The organism is Verminephrobacter eiseniae EF01-2 (assembly GCF_000015565.1).
GTDB classification, from domain to species: domain Bacteria; phylum Pseudomonadota; class Gammaproteobacteria; order Burkholderiales; family Burkholderiaceae_C; genus Acidovorax; species Acidovorax eiseniae.
Map to the genome: position 1 here is coordinate 4217970 of NC_008786.1, position 19186 is coordinate 4237155.

Annotated in this window: 18 protein-coding genes; 9 read left to right on the forward strand and 9 right to left on the reverse strand. The window is 60.5% G+C overall.

What is annotated here, in order from left to right; translation table 11 throughout:
- Nucleotides 1–154: 154 nt before the first annotated feature.
- Complete coding sequence (gene pgeF / locus VEIS_RS18490; protein ID WP_011811517.1) at nt 155–994, reverse strand: peptidoglycan editing factor PgeF; 840 nt, start codon at nt 992–994, stop codon at nt 155–157.
- Nucleotides 994–1662: a maleylacetoacetate isomerase gene (gene maiA, locus VEIS_RS18495; RefSeq protein ID WP_011811518.1), complete on the reverse strand. Its 669-nt coding sequence runs from the start codon at nt 1660–1662 to the stop codon at nt 994–996. The genes pgeF and maiA overlap by 1 nt, the downstream gene beginning before the upstream one ends.
- A gap of 215 nt (nt 1663–1877) precedes the next feature.
- Here maiA and VEIS_RS18500 point away from each other — a divergent pair, with 215 nt between their 5' ends.
- Nucleotides 1878–2573 (forward strand): fumarylacetoacetate hydrolase family protein, encoded by a 696-nt coding sequence (locus VEIS_RS18500; RefSeq protein ID WP_011811519.1) that lies wholly within the window; start codon nt 1878–1880, stop codon nt 2571–2573.
- A 118-nt stretch (nt 2574–2691) separates the two neighbouring features.
- Nucleotides 2692–3243, forward strand: coding sequence for an NUDIX hydrolase (locus tag VEIS_RS18505; RefSeq protein ID WP_041950184.1), 552 nt, complete (start codon nt 2692–2694; stop codon nt 3241–3243).
- Between the two features lie 85 nt (nt 3244–3328).
- Here the strand turns inward: VEIS_RS18505 and VEIS_RS18510 are convergent, their stop codons facing one another.
- From VEIS_RS18510 to VEIS_RS18535, 6 genes are read right to left on the reverse strand one after another with little or no spacing between them, the layout of a single operon-like run.
- The gene (locus VEIS_RS18510) at nt 3329–3823 is read right to left on the reverse strand and encodes a type IV pilin protein (RefSeq protein WP_011811521.1); all 495 of its coding nucleotides are present in this window, start codon (nt 3821–3823) and stop codon (nt 3329–3331) included.
- Nucleotides 3820–8895, reverse strand: a complete 5076-nt coding sequence (locus VEIS_RS18515) for a pilus assembly protein (RefSeq protein WP_232287742.1) — start codon at nt 8893–8895, stop codon at nt 3820–3822. Before VEIS_RS18515 ends, VEIS_RS18510 begins: the two co-directional genes overlap by 4 nt.
- Entirely contained in the window at nt 8808–9584 is a 777-nt protein-coding gene (locus VEIS_RS18520; protein ID WP_049773966.1) for a pilus assembly PilX family protein, read from the reverse strand. Before VEIS_RS18520 ends, VEIS_RS18515 begins: the two co-directional genes overlap by 88 nt.
- 11 nt (nt 9585–9595) lie before the next feature.
- Nucleotides 9596–10744, reverse strand: a complete 1149-nt coding sequence (locus VEIS_RS18525) for a PilW family protein (RefSeq protein ID WP_011811524.1) — start codon at nt 10742–10744, stop codon at nt 9596–9598.
- 5 nt (nt 10745–10749) lie between these two features.
- Nucleotides 10750–11427 (reverse strand): type IV pilus modification protein PilV, encoded by a 678-nt coding sequence (pilV, locus tag VEIS_RS26850; RefSeq protein ID WP_083758672.1) that lies wholly within the window; start codon nt 11425–11427, stop codon nt 10750–10752.
- A 13-nt stretch (nt 11428–11440) separates the two neighbouring features.
- Complete coding sequence (locus VEIS_RS18535) at nt 11441–12109, reverse strand: GspH/FimT family pseudopilin (protein ID WP_011811526.1); 669 nt, start codon at nt 12107–12109, stop codon at nt 11441–11443.
- 441 nt (nt 12110–12550) lie between these two features.
- Between VEIS_RS18535 and VEIS_RS26855 the strand changes: the two genes are divergently transcribed.
- Nucleotides 12551–12775: a hypothetical protein gene (locus tag VEIS_RS26855; protein ID WP_157048592.1), complete on the forward strand. Its 225-nt coding sequence runs from the start codon at nt 12551–12553 to the stop codon at nt 12773–12775.
- A 360-nt stretch (nt 12776–13135) separates the two neighbouring features.
- Here VEIS_RS26855 and VEIS_RS18540 read toward each other — a convergent pair whose 3' ends face one another.
- Nucleotides 13136–14212 (reverse strand): DeoR/GlpR family DNA-binding transcription regulator, encoded by a 1077-nt coding sequence (locus VEIS_RS18540; protein WP_232287743.1) that lies wholly within the window; start codon nt 14210–14212, stop codon nt 13136–13138.
- Here VEIS_RS18540 and VEIS_RS29100 point away from each other — a divergent pair.
- Genes VEIS_RS29100 through VEIS_RS18565 form a run of 6 tightly spaced genes read left to right on the forward strand, consistent with a single transcriptional unit; the run spans nt 14187 to nt 19141 of the window.
- On the forward strand, nt 14187–14489 hold the full coding sequence (locus tag VEIS_RS29100; protein ID WP_157048593.1) for a hypothetical protein: 303 nt from the start codon (nt 14187–14189) through the stop codon (nt 14487–14489). The two genes, VEIS_RS18540 and VEIS_RS29100, sit on opposite strands and share 26 nt — an antisense overlap.
- Nucleotides 14486–15262 (forward strand): ABC transporter ATP-binding protein, encoded by a 777-nt coding sequence (locus VEIS_RS18545; RefSeq protein WP_011811531.1) that lies wholly within the window; start codon nt 14486–14488, stop codon nt 15260–15262. The genes VEIS_RS29100 and VEIS_RS18545 overlap by 4 nt, the downstream gene beginning before the upstream one ends.
- The gene (locus VEIS_RS18550; protein ID WP_011811532.1) at nt 15259–15972 is read left to right on the forward strand and encodes an ABC transporter ATP-binding protein; all 714 of its coding nucleotides are present in this window, start codon (nt 15259–15261) and stop codon (nt 15970–15972) included. The genes VEIS_RS18545 and VEIS_RS18550 overlap by 4 nt, the downstream gene beginning before the upstream one ends.
- Before the next feature lie 52 nt (nt 15973–16024).
- On the forward strand, nt 16025–17257 hold the full coding sequence (locus VEIS_RS18555; protein WP_011811533.1) for an ABC transporter substrate-binding protein: 1233 nt from the start codon (nt 16025–16027) through the stop codon (nt 17255–17257).
- Between the two features lie 57 nt (nt 17258–17314).
- Nucleotides 17315–18178: a branched-chain amino acid ABC transporter permease gene (locus tag VEIS_RS18560; protein ID WP_011811534.1), complete on the forward strand. Its 864-nt coding sequence runs from the start codon at nt 17315–17317 to the stop codon at nt 18176–18178.
- Nucleotides 18179–18193: 15 nt separating this feature from the next.
- Nucleotides 18194–19141: a branched-chain amino acid ABC transporter permease gene (locus VEIS_RS18565; protein WP_011811535.1), complete on the forward strand. Its 948-nt coding sequence runs from the start codon at nt 18194–18196 to the stop codon at nt 19139–19141.
- Nucleotides 19142–19186: the final 45 nt, after the last annotated feature.

The following is a 19186-nucleotide window of genomic DNA, read 5'->3' on the forward strand; positions in this document are numbered from 1 at the left end:
GGCCGGCAGCAGCCGGTAGGCCGCGTGTCCCTGCGGGCACCGGGCGCTCCGGAGGCAGGATGCCAGGCGCGCCATCCGGGCGTCCGGGCACCGGGCGCAGCGCAGACCACGCATCAGGCCAATCAGACCAAGCAGGCCGGCGCGGCCCCGAGCCTCAGCAGCGCCAGATGCAGGCCGCAAAACGCCCGCTGCCACCCAGCGCAGCGCCGTCGCGCCGGTGCGAAAAGAAATCGGCGGCGTTCGTCACGGTGCACCAGGGCGCCTGCCCGTCGTTGCCATACACGCGGGTGATGCCCAGCGCACGCAGCCGCAGCCGGGCCAGGCCGGCCAGATCGCACAGGTATTTGCCGGGGGCCTGGCTGCGGGCGGTAAAGCAGGCCCGGGCGGCGGCATCGGTGTCGCAGAACGCGGCGCGCACTGGCGCGCCCACCTCGAAGGCTTGCGGGCCGATGCAGGGGCCCAGCCAGGCCAGGGTGTCTGCGGCAATCGCCTCTTGGTTGCTGGCGAGTGGCGCGAGCCAACCATGGACCCGAGCGCAAAAATGCCCGAACACCGACTCCAGCACACCCTGCCCGCCCTGCCCTGCCAACCCGCGCCAGCCCGCATGTGCCGCCGCCACGACGGGCGCCAGGCGGTGGCTCAGCAACACCGGCAGGCAATCGGCCACCAGGATGGTGCAGGCCACGCCTGGCGTGGTGCTGATGCAGGCATCGGCCGGCATGCCATCGGGGCTGTGGCCATCGAGTGGCACCACGGCGCAGCCATGCAACTGGTTCAAAAACACCATCCGAACCCCCGGCAGCGCAGTTTGCAAGGCGCGCCGATTGGCCCGCACCGCAGCGCCGTCATCGCCGACATGCAGGCCCAGGTTCAGGCTGTCGTAAGGCGGCGGGCTGACGCCGCCGGCGCGGGTGGTGCACAGCGCATGCACGCCCGGCGGAGCCGGCCAGTCGGGCCGCCACCCGAGCGCTGCAGGCAGGGCCAGGCCCGGCATCAGGCCTCGCTGTCCGGGCAGGCCGAAGGCTGGGCCTGCCGGAATGCGGGCAGCGCCATGCAGGCCGCGAACACGCCCTGCGTGAGTGGCAGATCGTCCAGGGCCACATTCATGCGCTGGCCATTGAAGACCTGCGGCACCAGGCAGCAGTCGGCCAACGTCACCTGCCTGCCCCAGCACAGCACCGACGGCGCCAGGCCCTGGGCGGCGCGCTCGCGCGCCAGCAGCGCCAGTTGGCGCTCGACAGCCTCCAGCCCGCTGCGCACCCAGTGGCGGTACCAGGCGTTCTTGGCGGCTTCATCCAGTTTGAGCTCGTGCACCAGGTACTTGAGCACGCGCAGGTTGTTCAGCGGGTGGATATCGCAGGCCACCATCTGCGCCAGCGCGCGCACGCGGGCGCGCTCCAGAGCGCCCGCCGGCAGCAGCGCGGGCCGGGGATGGACTTCGTCGAGGTATTCGATGATGGCCATCGACTGCGTCAAGACCTGTCCCTCGTCGGTCACCAGCGTGGGCACCAGCGCATCGCCGCTGCGGCTGGCGTAGTCCGGCGCCTTGTGCTCGCCCTTGAGCAGGTGCACCGGGCAGTAGTCGTGGCCCAGGCCCTTGATCTGCAGCGCAATGCGCACGCGAAACGAGGCCGAGGAGCGAAAGTAGTTGTACAACTGCATGGTGTGTGGAAAGCCCGGCGCAAGATCAATGCAGCAAGATCGGTGCAATCGGTCCGGGCGGTGAGCGCAAGTGTAGCCCCGCAGCACAGCGCCCATGGCACACTGCCGAACCACGGCGATCCATGCCGACCGCCCCCTGCCTTCGCCCTCCACCCCTTCACCCCTTCATCCTTCGCCCCCTGGTGCGCCGCCAGCCCGAAAAACGAAAGCCCGACATGCGCTATGTGTTTCCTCCCGCGCCCGTGGTCAGCCTGCCCGTGGTGGGCAGCAACGACCGCTTTCCCGTGCACCGCGTTTACTGCGTGGGCCGCAACTATGCAGAGCACGCCAAGGAAATGGGCTTCAGCGGCCGCGAGCCGCCGTTCTTCTTCATGAAGCCTGCCGATGCCATCGTGGCGGTCAACGCCGGCGAAACCGGCCACTGGCCCTACCCCGGCCTCACCGCCAACCTGCACCACGAGATCGAACTCGTCGTGGCCATTGGCAAGGGGGGGTACCGCATCCCGGCGGCTGACGCTCCGCAGCATATCTACGGCTACGCCGTGGGTCTGGACATGACACGCCGCGACCTGCAAAACGACATGAAAAAACAGGGCCGCCCCTGGTGCGTGGCCAAGGGCTTTGACGCCAGCGCGCCGATCGGCCCGATCACGACGGCAGCACAGGCCGGCGCTGTAGAGCAGGCCGCGATCTGGCTCCAGGTCAATGGCGTCGACCGCCAGCGCAGCACGATAGCGCAGCTCATCTGGAGCATTGCCGAGACCATCGAGCAACTATCCACCGCCTGGGCACTGCAACCCGGCGACCTGATCTACACCGGCACCCCCGAAGGCGTGGGCGCCGTCGTGCCTGGCGACACACTCACCGGCGGCGTCCAGGGCCTCACCCCGCTGCGCCTGCGCGTGGTGTGAGCGGTCGCCAACGCACCCACAGCCGCTATTTCGCTATTCTTTCTTTCGCTATTCTTTCAATAGCTGCAAACGCATGTTTTGCAGGTACCACCCACCCACTCGACTCCCCCAGCCCGGCATGACCTACCGCAGCCCGATCCAACACTGCCGCGCCTGTGGCGCCGCCGTGGTCTACCGCCGGCCCGACGACGGCGACACCAAGCAGCGAGCGGTATGCCCGGCATGCCACACCGTGCACTACGAAAACCCGCTCAACGTCGTGGGCACGGTGCCGGCACTGCCCGACGGGCGCGTCCTGCTGTGCCAGCGCAACATCGAACCGCGCCGGGGCCGGTGGACGCTACCGGCGGGCTTCATGGAGCTCGATGAAACCACGTCCGAAGGCGCCGCGCGCGAGACCGACGAAGAAGCCGGCGCGCAGATCGAAATGGGCCCACTGTTTTGCCTGCTCAATGTGCGCCGCGTCGGCCAAGTGCACCTGTTTTACCGCGCCACGCTGCTGAGCGAGCGCCTGAACCCGGGCCTCGAAACCATGCAGGCGCGCCTGTTCACCGAAGACGAAGTGCCCTGGGACGAACTCGCATTCCGCACGGTCAAGGAAACACTGACCTGCTACTTTGCCGATCGCAAAACCGGCGCCATGGGCATGCACTTCATCGACATCGAATAGGCCCGGATCCGCTGGCGCCCAGGCATGGGGCGCAGATGATGCAGGCCGCTGGCGCAAAAGACGACCAGAAGCCGTGCTGCATCAATTATTGCCAGCAAACCCTGCGGGCTTCCTGAAGGTCGGAAAATCCACTGTAGTCAGACACATTTTTTCTCCCCAAATGATCGATGGAAAAATCCCCGCACCGATCATTGGCCATCGCAGAACCCGCCCTGCGCGTAGCCTTGACGGAATATTCGTCCCTCTTTTTGACCCCATTCTCGACCTTAAGTACTACTCTAATATCATAGAGTGGGCTCCCCATCTGTGGCTCTGGAGAAACGCGGAGCCGGGACGGGAACTGCGACGCATCCGTCACCTCCACACCGGCACTGTTTTGATCGTAGCGAAAATTCTCCGTATAAAACCGCTCCATCCATTGCTGCGCACCGACCAGGGTGGCCTTGGCGTCTGCGCGCCGGGATTTGGCCAACTGCTCCTTGAAGGCGGGGTAGGCCAAGCCAGACACGATGCCTATGATCGCCACGACGATCATCAACTCGATCAGTGTAAAGCCGCTCTGCATCCGTTGGTGTTTCATTGGTCTGTCCTCAGTCCTGGAATTTCCCGCCATTGTAACCGTGGCACAGTGCTCACGCAGATGGTCGCATCAGCACTACTGCCGACGATCCTCCTGGCGCGTTGCCCGGGGCCGCAGGTGGCGGCCTTGGTGCAAGTGCCTTCCGTGCAAGTGCAACCGGCTTCCCCGGCTTGGCAGGCTTTGGTAAAAGCCTTTTTGGTTTTGTCAATGACCAAACGCACCTTTTGATCGCCAATGTCCCTGGCTGTGACAAGCACCTTCGTGCTGTTCAGCATGATGCTGCCTTGGAGATCGCGCTCGGCCTTGCCCGCAATCGGATCCACGGTATAAAACGCCGTGCGGTGGTTTGAAAAGCAAGGCGCAGATTCTCCAGTGACGACTTCCCTCGGGCGAACCGTCACAAACGACAAGACCCCTGCATCCAGAAACGGGTCTGACAGGACAGCCTCGCCGGGACCTGGCAAATCGATATACCAGCCATTGTGGGCAGACCAATCCAAAGCCGGGGTATCGGCAGCGACGGTGACCACACCCTCGGCGTTGCGTGTGTATGTGCGGCGCACCAAGGTATTGGCATCGATGGTCCGGGTCTGAGCGAAGGGCGGCGCTCCGGCGACGGAACGTCGATCCCAAATGCCATACACCCGCTGCGTCACCCCGACCCTGGGGAAATCTGCATCACCAAATGCATTGCCGGTCGCAAAATTGACCATGAGTCCGCCCTGGCCCATATGCATGAGCTGTGGCGCCGTCGTAATCGGATGGCCGGCATTGTGCAAAGGCCAGGTGCGACCGACACTGCTGGCATTGCCTGGTCCGAAGGATGCTGATCCATCCTGGGGATCAACCTGCCACATGGTCGGGTTGGTGCGGTGCTGCAAATTAAATTTCCAGATATTGCCCTTGAGATCGCCCGCATAAGCCACATCGGCCGTGCCATCGCCATCGATATCTTCCCAGCGGGGCATCGACAGGCCGTTGCCGGGTCCGGCATCCGCCACGATTTTCAGGTAACTCCCGTCACGACCCGGCGTCCAGCCATTTCCACCGGGGCCATCGACAAAAAGAACATACAACACCGCCTTGCCCGATTCGGATTTGTAGCCATTGCCCAAAAGCAGGGCATATTTGCCATTGTTCATCTTGGCGACCGGCAAGGCCTGGTTGGAGGTGGCATGGATCGACACCTCCCCGGTGATATATCCCAGGTCCGGGTCATCGGCCGCAGTGAATTGCCACTTGAACACATTGGCCGCATTGTCTTCAGTCAAATCGGCAATACGGGTGGCATCCAGCGCAAAAACACCTTTGCCACCGCGCCCCAAGGTGCCAAATACATAGGTTTTCCAGGCGGTGCCCGCTGCGATGCCCACTTTGACATCGGCAGAAAAAGGATTGCCGTCGACATAGGGCCAGACCGTGCCATGGGGAGGAAGATTCTCGGCGCCGGTCACAAAATCCTTTCCAGCCAATTTCGTGCGCCCGGCAGCGTTGCTACCCCGCTGCAACGGTATCTCCGCCAGCCGGTTGGCCAATGCGCCTGGCACATAGGCAAAAACCTCGGCACCGGTGTCGGGATTGAACGCATGCAACATGCCGTCGTTGGCGGCCACCCAAAGCAGCTTGGCGCGGTCTTTATGGTTTTTGAAAAAAGTGACATAACCGTCGTCCGACCTGAGGCCGGCCAAGGTAGCGTCAGGGCGGCCCTGGACCCAGGGAGTCGCATTCACCACCGGGCCAAGCAGGCTGCCCACACGCTGACGCAGCCCGTTGAAGCCTTCCCGTGATTGATCGCCGCGAATATACTCCAGCGCCAACTTGGCATTCGTTCCCGACAACCGGTTCTTGCTCTGCGCCGTCATTTTATTTTTATAATCTTCAGGCAGGCTCGTCCATCTGAATTTGACGCCTGCCGCCGGGCCATTTCCGTTATTGGTAATGATTTCTCTGCTGTTGGCGACATCGGTCCGAGCCTGGAGCAGGGCCCCCGCTTTCCAGGCCGGCGTGGCACTGAATTTCCCGCTGGAATCGACTTCATAAGCCTCCAGTTCACCCGTCACGGCAGTGCTGTCGAAGCGCGCCATGAATTTATGCTCGGCGCTCGACAATTGCGCTGCTGCAATGGTCGGCACGGCATTGGTGTTTTTGGCCAGCACATTGAGCGCATTGCGCAGGTACGCTTCCAGCAACTCCGGGCGGCGGCCAAGGAAATACCCGTCCGGAATGTCATCCTGGCCGATGCTTCCGTCCGTTTTGATACTGTCCCAGGTATCCTGGGTGGAAGGCATGGCCAGGGTTTGGTAGGTGCCATCGGGATTTTTTACACCAGACTTGAAGGAACCGTATTTTCCGGCGTACCAGAGTGGATCCTTGATGAGGGCATTCTTTTCTCCCACCATGTTGAAAGTATGGCGAACGATGAATTCCCGATTCTGTACCGTAAAATACGGATGCAGATGCGGATTGTTGGGATCGCCGGTAGATCCATCCCCTGAGACACTGCACACGGTTTCACTGTACCTTGAACTGCTTCCAGGGAGCGTTCTGTTTCTATAGGAGGGCTGGCCACACAGATAATCACTTTCCGGCGATATTCCAGTGAGCAGCCCGCCGATGTGTTGATGGGTGAGATATCGGCCATTGCCGCTGCGGCCATCCGGATTCTGAACTCCGATGATGCTGAAGCCATGCGTCCCCGAGCCACCGCCGGCGACATTGGTAATATCTGTCAAAATACTGATGTCCCAGCCGGAAGGGGAGTTTTCGTTTTTGCTCAAGTCATAACGAATGAAGCCGGTGATATCCATATCGTGGTCACCGCCCATCAAAATATCGTTCCAGGTCACCATGAATGCGCCATGGGTCGGGCCGGAACTGATGGAGGCAAAGGTCATGGGGGAGCCTACCTGACCGCGCGCGAACACGCTTTCGGGCGTGATATATACATATTTTGGAGGCACGCTGCCCGGAACGAGAACGTCGATGCGCGGCGCTCCGCCGGAGAGGGAAACCGCCATGGTCTTGATCTTCAAGGCATTTTCCACTGTGGCAAGGTCGGCAGGAGGGCGGGTCAAATGACGAATCTGCGTGGTATTGCCATAGAGCGCAGCGCCCGCCATCTGGTAGGTTCCCCCCATGGCTGGAGCTTCGGGGCAAATACCGTTCACATCGGAAAGCCGGGTCACTGTTTTCGCAGCACATGAATTCTTGTCGGTGGCGGCCGTCATATTCTTGCCGGCAACGGAACCGACGGAACGAACCGTATTGCTGATGCCTTCTGCATCACCTATCTTGTCGACAAAGGAATCAAGGCCGGCAGCGGAATCCGGCAAGGTACCAAATGGCACGACCCCTTGCCCATCGAAACTGAGGGTGCTGGAAGAAAGTGCCAGAATGTTTAATGGACGGCAAACCGCATTGCCATATTTGGCCCTGCGTGTCTCTGAATCGGTGAACGGGTCGCTCCAGTTGGCAACCGGCATGCCGACACTGCTATCGGCAGTCCTGGATGACGGATTGGTCGGCGTGGGTGTCGACCCGTCATAAGCATAGTATTGCAATGCCTGGATCAGCATTTCACCCATCGGATTACCCCAGGCCGGCAGTTGGGTTTCACCAGAGTTGCTTGGCGCCACACTCGCTCCCCATCCCGATCCGTAGGTATGGTCTTGCATGCGCCCATAAAGAACGATGGCGTCGAATGTCTTGATGACGCCAGGAGCTATCGTCTGGTTATTATCCAGTGGCACTGCGGGGCAGCCAGACGAGGCGCTATGGCAAAAAACACCGGTATCATGATTGATTTCATCCTCCAGATCACGCATGTTTTTTCGCAGCGCCCCTGCCGTATTTTTCCGGTCATAACTGCCAGTGATCAGTCCGAACTCTGCCCGGGCCGCTTCGCCATGGGCTTTGGGGTAGCCAAATTCCTGAAGCAAGCCAAAGGGTTTCAAGCCGGATGGAAAGGCCTGGCAACGCTCTGCACCCAAAATTGCAGGGTCGCATACCTTGACCCGAACATTCAAATCCGGTCCAATGCCGGAGTAAGTAGCACCATCCAGTGTCCGTGACGGAATGCTCGTTTCATGCCGGACCCCTCCACCTCCTGGCTGCAGGTAGAATTGTGCGAGCTTTGGCCCGAAAGTGCCGGTCTTGTAATTATCGGGAGCGTCACGCCACCGGCATACCAGCAATTCCACGGTCGACCAGAAGCGCACATTCCCCTTGACCAAACGCATAATGGGTTGCGATGTGCCTGGATTTTCGCTGGTGCCGGTCACGCAAATGCTCAGACCCGCATAAACCCCGGCGTTGTTTCCCGTTGTCTTTACCAGAGATCCCTCACTGAACGGCGTGTAATCACGGATGTCGGTTCCCCTGTAATACTTGACGAACGAATGCGCGTCCAGAACCAATCTGGACCCCATCAAAACCGTCGACCCACTGCTGTCTTGTTGCCTGTATCCGCCATACAGCATCTTGCGAACGGTATCCAATCGGGTCATCGTGGCCCAGTTGAGGAAATTGCCGCTCCAATGGGATACCTGGGGTGAGCAACTGTATTTGATGGCAGTCACCGTGCCGACCGTGACGGCGGTCTGGGTGGCCATGGCTGCCGGATTGAATTGGCCGGCATTGTTGTCGTAAGCATAGCATTTGCTCGCATCGAAATAGCCGTAATACAGGAACGTTGGCTTGAAGGTGGTGTCGATGACATCATCGCCATCGATGTCCTCAAAGTCGTTGTAGATGGGGCCAAAAAGCAAATGGTCTTTGGACGCAGTCAGCATCACCATGGGCTTGCTGGCAGCGCTGACGATATTCGGCGGTATTGCGTTTTCCGGCCTTGATACATCAACGTCTGCAGACGCTGCCGACAGCATCATGCTGCCGGCCATGGCGGCCAACAGCAGACCCGGCTTGATGGCAGCCGATATTTTCACGGCCTGTTGGAGCAGGTGATGAATGGCCACGGACTTCTCCCTCATGGAAAAAACACTGTCTGCAAAACGACCTGGGTTTTCGTTGAATATCCAAAACCTCGTGCAGTGATTCTGTACATCGTCGCCCACTGGTTGGCGCTTTCGGAGGTGGAGGTAACACTGGTTTCTGCGGAGTTTCTGCGCACATTCTTGCGCTTGAATACTTCGATCAAATATTCCGGCTGTTTCGCTACGCCACGGATGGGGGACGCGCCGGTATATGTGCCGAAGGGAACTCCTCCGATGAAATCATCACAGTGGTCATGGTTCACGGGATCACGTCCTGGCTTCTTGACCCCGTCCGGATCGTCGTCAGCAGTCCACCTTCCTCCCTTGCTCTTTGGCCACCAGGGTTCCGCAACATCCCGGTTCTCGGTGTCGTTCGCCGTTTTCCAATTGCTAATGGCATAATCTTCATCAGCCTTGTAACAAAGACCCTTTACGCATCCTTCGTTGAAATCCACGGGGTTCAAACCATATGTCATGCTGGAGGATGGATTGCGTGAGCACGATGCCTTCTTCGACTGCAATCCCCCCAATGAAGCGCTGTCTATGTCCCGTTCGGCGTCCCGCAGCGCTGATTCTGCTGCCTGCCTGGCGATTTCCTGGTCCATCTGATTGCGTGCCATGCTTTCGGCCAGCATGGATTGGCGGGCAGTCCAGATGCCGATTCCGGTGATGGCCACCAAAAACAGCATGACGACCACCAGGGCAACGCCGCGCTCTTGCGCTCTTGCGGCACTGCGTGCGCTGGCAACGGGTTTCATCAAATATTGCATTGCCCATACCCTCAATAATGCTGCTTCATATTGTTGCGCAGGCCGAATTCTTCAACATACCGGGTAATGGTGTCCCCGGCGGGCTGGATTCTCTTTTCATTGTGGCAATCGCGGTATGTGCTTGCCGCACCCGCTGCGCTCGCCGTGCCCGCTGCGCCTGGCAGGCGCGTATTGCCGCCAAGGGTGCGTGTCAACAGGCAAACGCGCACCGCAATCACATTTTGCCAACGCTGCGGGGCATTGCTACTAATTTCTGTTGCCGTAAAAAACTTCATACCCGTTCCGTCATGGATGCCGTAAGCAAACTGCAGGTCTTCCAGTCCTGCCACGATGGGTTGGTATGTCTCGAGGCCCACATTTCCAGGGGGGGCGCTGCCATTGCCGCTGCACACCAGGCTCTTGGTCATGATATCTCTTTGAAATTGATCGAATGCAACTCTGGTAGTCTTCAGCGTAAAGCGATTCGAGACGAAAACGGGTAGTTGCGGGGGGCCGGCTTTATTCGTTTTCACTGGTTTAAGAGTGTCCGGCCCCGACCTGCGCAGATTGCCCGCAGCGTCCGCGTTTCTCTTGCGTATGGCGTTTCGGGAATCGCCGCCCCCCGGGAACTCCGGGTCGTCCTCTGGCGAAGCCACATCCCGGCCAGTGCAGTCGAAGCGCCGGCTGGCATCGCCCCCCATGAGACGGCTGTCGCTGGTGAAATAGTTGATGACCACGGTATCTGCAGCGTTAGCGCTTTGTGTGCCGCAGATACTGTTTTGCACATTGAACTCGGCGGCATCGCAGCCAAAAATACCCGTTTGGAATGCTGCGGGGCCTTGTGGCCAGTCGCTAGCGCGAATGTCTGGTGGGGCTGATGGATCGGATGGCAACGGGGGATAGGTGTCGTACATGCCTTTTTGGCTGATCTCGGCGGTCAAGTCCCTCGGTGTCGCCGCTGTGGCAGGATAAAACCCTGCCATCATGATTTCACGCCCCAGCATTTGCATTACGAATGCGCCGGTTTCGCGGCTGCTGCTGGTTCTGTCGATGGCTCTTTGTGATTCGCGCACGGACAGATAGGTATAAGCAGCAGCGATCACGACCGCCATGCTGACGGTCATCGCCACCAGCAATTCGATGATGCTCAGGCCCTGCTGCGCTCGGATCAGTTTGGTCATGGTGCTTACGGAATAAAAGAAAATCGGGCACAGCGAACCCCGTCAGGGGCAGCAGCCTCAGACGGGCAGCAGGTTTGTTGGGCCATTCCTTTTTCCTCATCGGAGCAAACGCAGGTTTTTTGGGCCATTCCTTTTTTCCCACCGGAGCAAACAGATGCGGCAGCCCGATCCTGCGCTTCACTGTCAATGAGTTCCTTGTCAAACCACATCATGGTGACAGTCAGTCCGATTTGTCGATTGCCTGAGATCAGGGCAGCGCCCTGCGGCAGGTTGTTGCGAACCCGTTGCCGCCAGACCTGCAAATCATGGGCGGCACGCTGTGAAGGCGTGCAGATGGCGGTTTCACAGTCCGGTGTCACGGGTTTCAGCGCGTCCGATTGCTGGGCTGCCCAAGTGGCGTCGATGATGTACTTTGATTCTGTATTCACCCCCGGCTCGGCGAAACTGCTCCCTGCAGCATCCGGATTGATGCGAACCCGTTCCGACAACTCGGAAAGCAAGGTCGATGCGGACGAGCGCGCCCAGGTGTTTATCTTGTATTTCATGGTCGCTGCCTGAAGCCCTGCAATACCCAGCATACCGATGGACAAGACAACGATGGCTACCATCACCTCCACCAGGGTGACGCCGTGCGTGCATTGCCGTGGTGGCAAGGCGGTGGGTTTTCGTTTGGGGTGATTCATGACAATACCATCATCAGTAATCCTGACATGCCCTATCCGATGGAATCCTGCGGGTAATCCCCAGAGCATCCAGGCAAATATTGAAGGCGAATTTTTTTGTCAATGGATCTTCTTTCCCCTTGTAGACCAGATTGATCTGATCCCACTGGCTCTTCGGAAGTCCGCCACGCGCATTGAATGTCATTCTTGCTTGTCCCGCCAGCAATTTGTAATCCGCATCTGTCGCCGGGCGGGCCAGCAGCAGATCCTCCGGTTCCGGGGTCAGGATCGGGTCCAGACTATCGCAGGTAGGATTGATGAAAATGATCCAACCCTTGTTCCAATCGGGCTTCAGCGCTGCGGTGCAAGTTGGCTCGGGATCGCCTGCATTGGTGCTCGTGCACAAGGTGAAACAGGTATTTCGATTGACAGCCTCGCTGCGGACTTTCAGAATGCTGCCGATAAATTCGTTACCGAGATTGGTCAGTCTGCTGCGAATAATGGAGTCCCGCACCGAGGGCGCCGCCAAACTGCCCAAAATGACCGCCAAGGCCAGTGTCACCATGAGTTCGATCAGCGTGAAGCCTCGCGCTGCGGTCACTGTGGTGCATGAACGGTTTTTCGGCAATTGTTTGCGCAGCCATTGCCATTGCATGCTTTTGCCTTGTTTGGCAGCGCCAGCCCGGGATGGTCGATTGGTCATGCGGAGTATCTTATGTGGCGAAGTGCAACTTTACGCAGTTACAAGTTTCCATTCATCCTGTCGATGTGACCGTCTGGTAATAAATGGCGGTATGCCAAGCGTCGGGTATGCGCAGGGCGACATGCTTGGTTGCACGCGCAGGTGCCGGCCGCTGGAGGTATTCAAGGGCCATACGGCCGATTGCGCCGCAGTCGCTGACCAGGTCCGCAAGCCAAGGCACTGGCATCGAGCGCGCAGCGCATGGACGCTGGGCCGGGCAAGGGCAGTGCCGGCAGGACGGATGCCTCGGTCGCAACCGCACCAAGAGCCGGGCAGCGGCGGGCGGCCCGTCAACGATCGAGCGGATGCTCAGTGATGCACTGGGGCAGAGCCGCATTCACTCGGGGATCTGCCAACCCTTGCCGGTGGCCTTGAAGGTTTCCGGCAGATCAGCAGATCGAAATGCGCGTTCGACCCAAGCCCATGCTGTTCGACGACGGGCACTTGGCATTGGTCAACGCCAGCCACATCCTGGTGTCGCGTCACGGATCATCTGTCGGTCTGCGCTGGCCATCGAAGCGCATCGCGGCGTTGCATCGCTTGCCAATACAGCTCGGTATGGGCTGCGCGCTGCGCCTTGCGCTGCGCTCCGATGGCTGCGCGCAGCCTACGACATCTGATCCGTGACGCGACACTAGCCGTGACCAAAGCCGTTCGCTCCGATCGCGCCCAGACGCCGGCAAACACGCCCCGGACGGCAGCCCTTGCCAGTTCCGGTACCCTGCTCGCGGGCTTGGGCACCCTGAGCTGCAACGTCACCCATGCCGCGCTGAACCCGCAGGCCAAGATCGCCCTGACGACCCCCCACTGCCTTGCAGGGCAACGCCTTCATAACGGGCTACAGCCGTTTTGCTGTCGCCCGTTTTTCTTGGCGCGCCGGGGTGGTTTCGATGCGCATTCAGCATCCGGAAAACGGACGGCCCTCTGCGCCAACATAGCTGCCGCCCCATGGCCCCCAAGATCAAGGCATCCCGGTGCATGGCCCATTCATCGTTCTTTGCCCGCCCTGCGGGTGGATACGGGTGGAGTGGTTGGAGTGGTCGCCGCAAAATTTGCGATATGTACGGCCGGTTTTCCGGCTGCAAAAAGACCATTCATCGAAGCGGGCAGCGGGGCATCGGTGAATAGCGCATCTATCTCGCTGATATGTCCCAGACGCACCAGCGCGGGGCGGCCAATTTTGGAGCGATCGGCCACCAACAGCACTTGGTGTGACTGGGCCATGACGGCCTGGGTGACGCGAATTTCACGGTGATCGTAATCACGCAATGTGCCGTCGAGGTCAATGCTGCTGATGCCAATGACGGCAAAGTCGACCTTGAACTTCTGGATCAAGTCAATCGCCGCTTCACCGGTGATGCCTCGGTCACGCGGGCGCACAACACCGCCCGCGATGATGACTTCGGCCTGCGGGAAGTCGCACATCACGGCAGCGACATGGAGGCTGTTGGTAATGACCCGCAAGCCTCGATGCTGGCGCAAAGCGCTGGCGACCGCTTCGGCGGTGGTTCCCATGTTGATGAAGATGGTCGAGCGGTTCGGGATGTGTTGGGCCGCCTGGGCCGCAATCGCCTGCTTTTCTGCCGAAAGCAGCGTCTGGCGCGTGGAATGGGCCAGGTTTTCCAATCCACCCGGAAGACGCACTCCGCCATGGTAGCGACTGAGTCGCTGGTGTTCTTCCATGAGCAGGACATCGCGGCGAATGGTTTGCGGCGTGACCTCGAACATGGCTGCCAGGGCTTCGATCGTGCTGGAGCCTTCTCTCTGGAGGTGGTTGAGCAGTTCTTGTTGTCTATTGTTGAGTTTCATGGGGCGCTGCATCAGTTTTCCACAGAAGTTGGTGGCGCGATGGCCCGGCCTGCTTGGGGGGGGCAGTGCAAAGCATACATCCGTGCGCCCGTACAGAAATTCATTCAACAAACAATCGGGAATTTCCATGGGAACATCTTCGATTTGTTCTGTTAGATTCCAAAAGAAATGTTGTTTTTGATCTTTTACGAAAGATGAAAACGCAAAAAAACCCACATCCAAGAGACTCATGAGCGACGGCAGCACCTTCTTCATCGGCAATGCTTGGGCAGCGCCACTGCGACCTGGATTGCCGTTGCAGGCATTCGATCCGGCAACCGGGTCTTTGCCGCGCCCGACGGCAACGGGAGGGCTTGCAGATGCAGACCGTGTGGTGGCTGCTGCACATGCTGCGCAGCCCGTTGGGGAGAATTTGCCTGCGGCGCAGCGTGCCGCAGCGATCGACGGTGCGCGCGGCATCGGGGAGCTCCTGCGGCACCGGGCCGTGCAGATGCCCGTCGCGCGCACGGTGGCCGACAAGGTTGCAGCATGAGCGGGAGCACACAGCCCTTGCTTGTGCTGAGCGATGTGCGCAAGACCTTTGGCGGCGTTACGGCGCTCAAGGGCATCAGCTTTGGTGTGGGTGCGCGTGAGGTGGTGGGGCTGATCGGCCCCAATGGTTCGGGCAAGTCCACCTGCGTGAATGTCATTTCGGGCGCACTGCCGCCCACCCAGGGGCAGATCAGCCTCGAGGGACAGCGCATCAGCGGTCTGCCAGCCCATCAGGTAGTGGCCCGAGGGCTGGCCCGGACCTTTCAGACAACGCAGTTGTTTGGCGAATTCAGCGCGCTCGACAATGTGCTGGTGGGGGCCAATGTCTGCCAGCGCCAGGGCTTGCTGGCGCAGATGCGGGGTTGGCGCAGTGCGCGCCGCGATACTGCGGATGCGCAGGTCCGGGCGCTGGAATTGCTCGAATTCACAGGCTTGGCCGACGAGCGCGATGTGCCGGCGCGCCGGTTGCCCGTGGCCCGGCAGCGCTTGCTGATGATCGCCTGTGCTTTGGCCAGCCGGTCTTCGGTGTTGTTGATGGACGAACCGGCAGCGGGCATGGTCGCCAGCGAGCGGCGCATGCTATCGGCATTGATCCGTCGACTGCCGCGACGCAATGTGAGCGTGATGGTGATCGAACACCATATGGCGCTGATCATGGAGGTCTGCCAGCGCATCGTCGTTCTCAATTTTGGTGAAAAAATTGCCGAAGGCACGCCCGCCGAGATCCGGGCCAATCCCGCCGTGATCGAGGCTTACCTGGGACACCAGCAGTGAAGCCGATATTGCAGGTTCAGGGCCTGGTTGCAGGGTACGGCAACATCGAAGCCGTGCATGGCGTCTCGTTGGATGTGGCGGCTGGCGAGTGCGTGGCACTGATCGGCCCCAATGGGGCAGGCAAGTCCACCCTCCTCAAAGCAATTTGCGGCTTGGTGGAGGTGACGGGCGGCGACATCATTTTTGATGGCCATCCGTTGCGCGCGATGCCTGGGTCTGCGATTGCCGCCCTGGGGGTGAGCATGTGCCCCGAGGGGCGCCAGGTCTTTGGCGAAATGAGCGTGTTGGAAAACCTGCGCATGGGGGCCTACAGCCGGCGTCATGATCCCGCCTGGAAGCACGACCTGGAGGAGATGCTGGAATTGTTTCCTCGCCTGCGCGAGCGCACCGCTCAGAAGGCCGGCACGCTATCTGGCGGAGAGCAGGAAATGCTGGCGATTGCCCGGGCGCTGATGGCACGGCCCCGCCTGTGCCTCCTCGACGAACCCTCGCTGGGGCTGGCGCCCAAGATTGTCGATGAGGTCGAGCGCTGCCTGATGGCGATCAAGCAGCGCGGCGTGACCATGCTGCTGGTCGAGCAGTCGGTCTCCATGGCTTTGCGTGTGGCAGATCGTGGCTATGTGCTGGAGACCGGGCATGTGGCGCTCAGTGGCAGCAGCGCCAGCCTGCGCGACAACCCCGAGATCAGCAATGCCTACCTGGGGCATTGAGGTCGACTTTTCGGTGATGGGCCTGTGGCGAATTTCAAAGGAGTGAGACAACATGGCGCAACGACACGGCAGGCATGGCCTGGTGGCAGCATGCATGGGACTGGCAGGGATGACGGTGGCGCTGGTCGCGCACGCTGCGGACAAGACCTTGACCGTGGGGGTCAGTGATGCCCTGTCGGGTGGCGGGGCGGTGTATGGCGTACCCGAACTGCGCGCCATCGAACTGGCCGTCGAAGAGGTCAACGCCGCAGGGGGGATTCCTGTCGGTGGCGATGCCTACCGGCTCAAGACCATCTCCTATGACGACAAGGCCGATCCCACCGAGGCGACCAATGTGGCGCGCAAACTGCTCGACCGCGACGGCGTCAAAGTCTTGCTGGGCTACTGCTGCTCGGCCTCGGGAGGCGCAGTGGCGTCTTTCATGGGGCGCGAGGATGCGTTGATGCTGGTGGGCACGGCAGGCGCGCGCGATATCACCGCTGCGGGCAACCCGAATGTGTTTCGCACCCGTCCGCCGGGTGATTACACCGGCGCTGCGGCGGGGCGCTATCTCTACGACAAGGGGGTGCGCACGCTGGGCATCCTGGGGGTGCGTGATGTGGCCTTGTTCACCCAGTACCGCGAGGCATTGATCAAGCGTTTCGAGCAGGCTGGTGGCAAGGTGGTGGCGCTGGAGACCTTTGGCGGACATGACCGTGACATGACCCCGCAACTGACCAAGCTCAAGCGCCTGGATCCCGATGCGGTCTTTATTTCGGGCTATGTCGAGCAGGCCGCGTTTGCCTACCGCCAATTCAAAGAAATTGGCATGAAAATGCCGCGCTACGGCTTTAGCGGCGGCAGCGAAAGGCAGTTTCTGAAAGTGGCCAGCAGCGAGCAGATGGAAGGGGTGACCGACCTGCTGTCGGTGGAGTTTTCGGTGCAGGCGCTGGGCAGCGAAAATGCCAAGCGTTTTGCCGATGCCTACAAGAAAAAGTACGGCGAGGAGCCTACCCCCAACACCGCCTATGCCTACGATCAGGTCTACGTGCTGCGTGATGCGCTCAAGAGTGCGCAAAGCACGAGCGATGTCAAGAAGCTGATCGCAGCGTTGCGCGGCCTGCCCGTGCCCAAGGAAGTCTTGCTCAAATACCAACCGATCGACGGAAAGATGTTTGACGGGAACGGCCAAGCCTATATCTCCAATGGCGCATTCCAGTGGAAGCAGGGTCAGTGGCAGTTCCTGGGCGAGTTGCCTTCGGATGCCAAGGCCTATTCGGCTTACCTGCGTTCGTTGCGCAAATAGGCTGGATCCGGAGCCAGCCCCCACGATCCGACGCCCCCATGCTGCACAGGGTGTGCCGTGTTCATCGAACTGATACAACAAATTCTCAACGGTCTGGTCGTAGGCAGCGTCTACACGCTGATCGCACTGGGCTTGACCGTCATTTTCGGCATCCTGGGCATTGCCCACTTTGCCCATGGCAGCGTGGCCATGTTTGGCGGCTACCTGACCCATGCGCTGATGCAGCGCATGGGGGTGAATATCCTGCTGGCCATGGTGCCGGCCATGCTCGTCGGCGCCTTGCTGGGCATGCTGATCGAGCGGCTGGCTTACCGACCCGTGCGCGCGGGGCCGCCAATCAACGCCTTCATCGTGGCCTTGGGGCTGACCATGGTGATCGAAAAACTCAACCTGCTGCTGTTCGGGGTCGATCAGGTGGTTTTGCCCACCCCGTTTGGGCGCACCCTGGAATGGGGCGAGTGGGCCATGCCCGAATTGCGGATCTATGTGTTTGTGATCGCGGTGTTGCTGGTGCTGGCGCTGACGCTGTTCATGCACCGAACCTGGATGGGCGCGTCCATCCGCGCCGTGGCGCAGAACCGTTCGGCAGCAGTGCTGATGGGGGTGAATGTCAATCGCGTCTCATCCATCGTGTTTGCGCTCAGTTCGGCGTTGGGGGTGGCTGCAGGCGTGCTGATCGGCGCCTTGTTTGCGATTGCGCCGGGGGTGAGCGGTGGATTGGTGATCAAGGGCTTTGCCGTCTTGATCCTGGGCGGACTGGGCTCTATCCCTGGCGCCATCGTGGGTGGCCTGATTCTGGGGGTGAGCGAGGCCTTGGCGGCGGGCTTTGTGTCCTCGGCCTACAAGGATGTGATCTCTTTTGTCATCATGATCGCGGTGCTGCTGCTGCGCCCCGAAGGCCTGATGCGCAGGAAGACATGAAAGGCCATCGAAACCATGCAGAAAAAAACAATGGCGGTGCTGGTCTTGCTGGCGCTGGTCGCTGCGCTGCCGCAGGTATTGCAGGTCAAGTACTTCATTCACCTGGCGGTGCTGGCCATGCTCTGGGCGATGGTGGCGCAGGGCACGAATTTCATTCAGGGCTATGCCGGCTATGTGTCCATCGTGCAGGGCGGCTTCATGGGCGTGGGCGCCTACAGCTCGGCCTGGTTGAGCATGAACACCGGCTTGCCGGTCTGGCTTGCGTTTGTCGCCGCGCCACTGTGCACCGCCGTGGTGGCCCTGTGTGTGGGCTATCCATCGCTGCGTGTCAAAGGCCATTACTTTGCGATCGTGACCATGGCCTTCAACATGGTGATCTTCATCTTCCTGGTCAATGCGATCGGGCTCACCGGCGGGGAATCGGGGCTGAGCCGGATTCCCGCGCCGCCGGGCTTCACGCTGCTGGGGCAGGAGGTGGATTTTCAGAACCGCGCCCATTACTACTACCTGGTGCTGCTGGCCCTGGTGTGCAGCAGTGTGCTGGCCGCCTGGCTGGTGCGTTCACGCGCCGGGCGCATCTGGCAGGCGATCCGCCAAAACGAGATGTACACCGAGGCGCTAGGGGTGGCGACCTGGCGCTACAAGCTATTGGCTTTTGTGGCCAGCGCGCTCTATGCCGGCTCTGCCGGTGCCTTGTATGCGCACTATGTGGGCTTCATCAATCCGACGCCGTTCTCCGTGGATGCCTCGATGAACGCGATTTTGGCCGTGATCCTGGGCGGCAGCGCGACGCTCTCCGGTCCGATGGTGGGGGCTGTGCTGGTGGTGGCCTTGCCCGAGATGCTGCGCATTGCCGAGACCTTCCGTTTTATCGCCTACGGGGTTTTGCTGATGCTGGCCGTGATGTATTTCCCACGCGGGCTGGTGCCCATGCTGGCGGGTTGGTTTCGACCCGGGCAGTAGATCGACCGGGGCGCGCTGTCTTGGTGGCCTCTGCGCGCGCCGAGG

What these genes read in the sequence shown, in the direction of transcription:
- VEIS_RS18540 (WP_232287743.1), bottom strand. Translation starts at nt 14,212, where the DNA reads ATGAAGAAGGTGCTGCCGTCGCTCATGAGTCTCTTGGATGTGGGTTTT.
- VEIS_RS18545 (WP_011811531.1), top strand. Translation starts at nt 14,486, where the DNA reads ATGAGCGGGAGCACACAGCCCTTGCTTGTGCTGAGCGATGTGCGCAAG.
- VEIS_RS29100 (WP_157048593.1), top strand. Translation starts at nt 14,187, where the DNA reads ATGAGCGACGGCAGCACCTTCTTCATCGGCAATGCTTGGGCAGCGCCA.
- VEIS_RS18520 (WP_049773966.1), bottom strand. Translation starts at nt 9,584, where the DNA reads ATGCAATATTTGATGAAACCCGTTGCCAGCGCACGCAGTGCCGCAAGA.
- VEIS_RS18525 (WP_011811524.1), bottom strand. Translation starts at nt 10,744, where the DNA reads ATGACCAAACTGATCCGAGCGCAGCAGGGCCTGAGCATCATCGAATTG.
- maiA (WP_011811518.1), bottom strand. Translation starts at nt 1,662, where the DNA reads ATGCAGTTGTACAACTACTTTCGCTCCTCGGCCTCGTTTCGCGTGCGC.
- VEIS_RS18505 (WP_041950184.1), top strand. Translation starts at nt 2,692, where the DNA reads ATGACCTACCGCAGCCCGATCCAACACTGCCGCGCCTGTGGCGCCGCC.
- pgeF (WP_011811517.1), bottom strand. Translation starts at nt 994, where the DNA reads ATGCCGGGCCTGGCCCTGCCTGCAGCGCTCGGGTGGCGGCCCGACTGG.
- VEIS_RS18535 (WP_011811526.1), bottom strand. Translation starts at nt 12,109, where the DNA reads ATGACCAATCGACCATCCCGGGCTGGCGCTGCCAAACAAGGCAAAAGC.
- VEIS_RS18565 (WP_011811535.1), top strand. Translation starts at nt 18,194, where the DNA reads ATGCAGAAAAAAACAATGGCGGTGCTGGTCTTGCTGGCGCTGGTCGCT.
- VEIS_RS18500 (WP_011811519.1), top strand. Translation starts at nt 1,878, where the DNA reads ATGCGCTATGTGTTTCCTCCCGCGCCCGTGGTCAGCCTGCCCGTGGTG.
- VEIS_RS18555 (WP_011811533.1), top strand. Translation starts at nt 16,025, where the DNA reads ATGGCGCAACGACACGGCAGGCATGGCCTGGTGGCAGCATGCATGGGA.
- VEIS_RS26855 (WP_157048592.1), top strand. Translation starts at nt 12,551, where the DNA reads ATGCGCGTTCGACCCAAGCCCATGCTGTTCGACGACGGGCACTTGGCA.
- pilV (WP_083758672.1), bottom strand. Translation starts at nt 11,427, where the DNA reads ATGAATCACCCCAAACGAAAACCCACCGCCTTGCCACCACGGCAATGC.
- VEIS_RS18510 (WP_011811521.1), bottom strand. Translation starts at nt 3,823, where the DNA reads ATGAAACACCAACGGATGCAGAGCGGCTTTACACTGATCGAGTTGATG.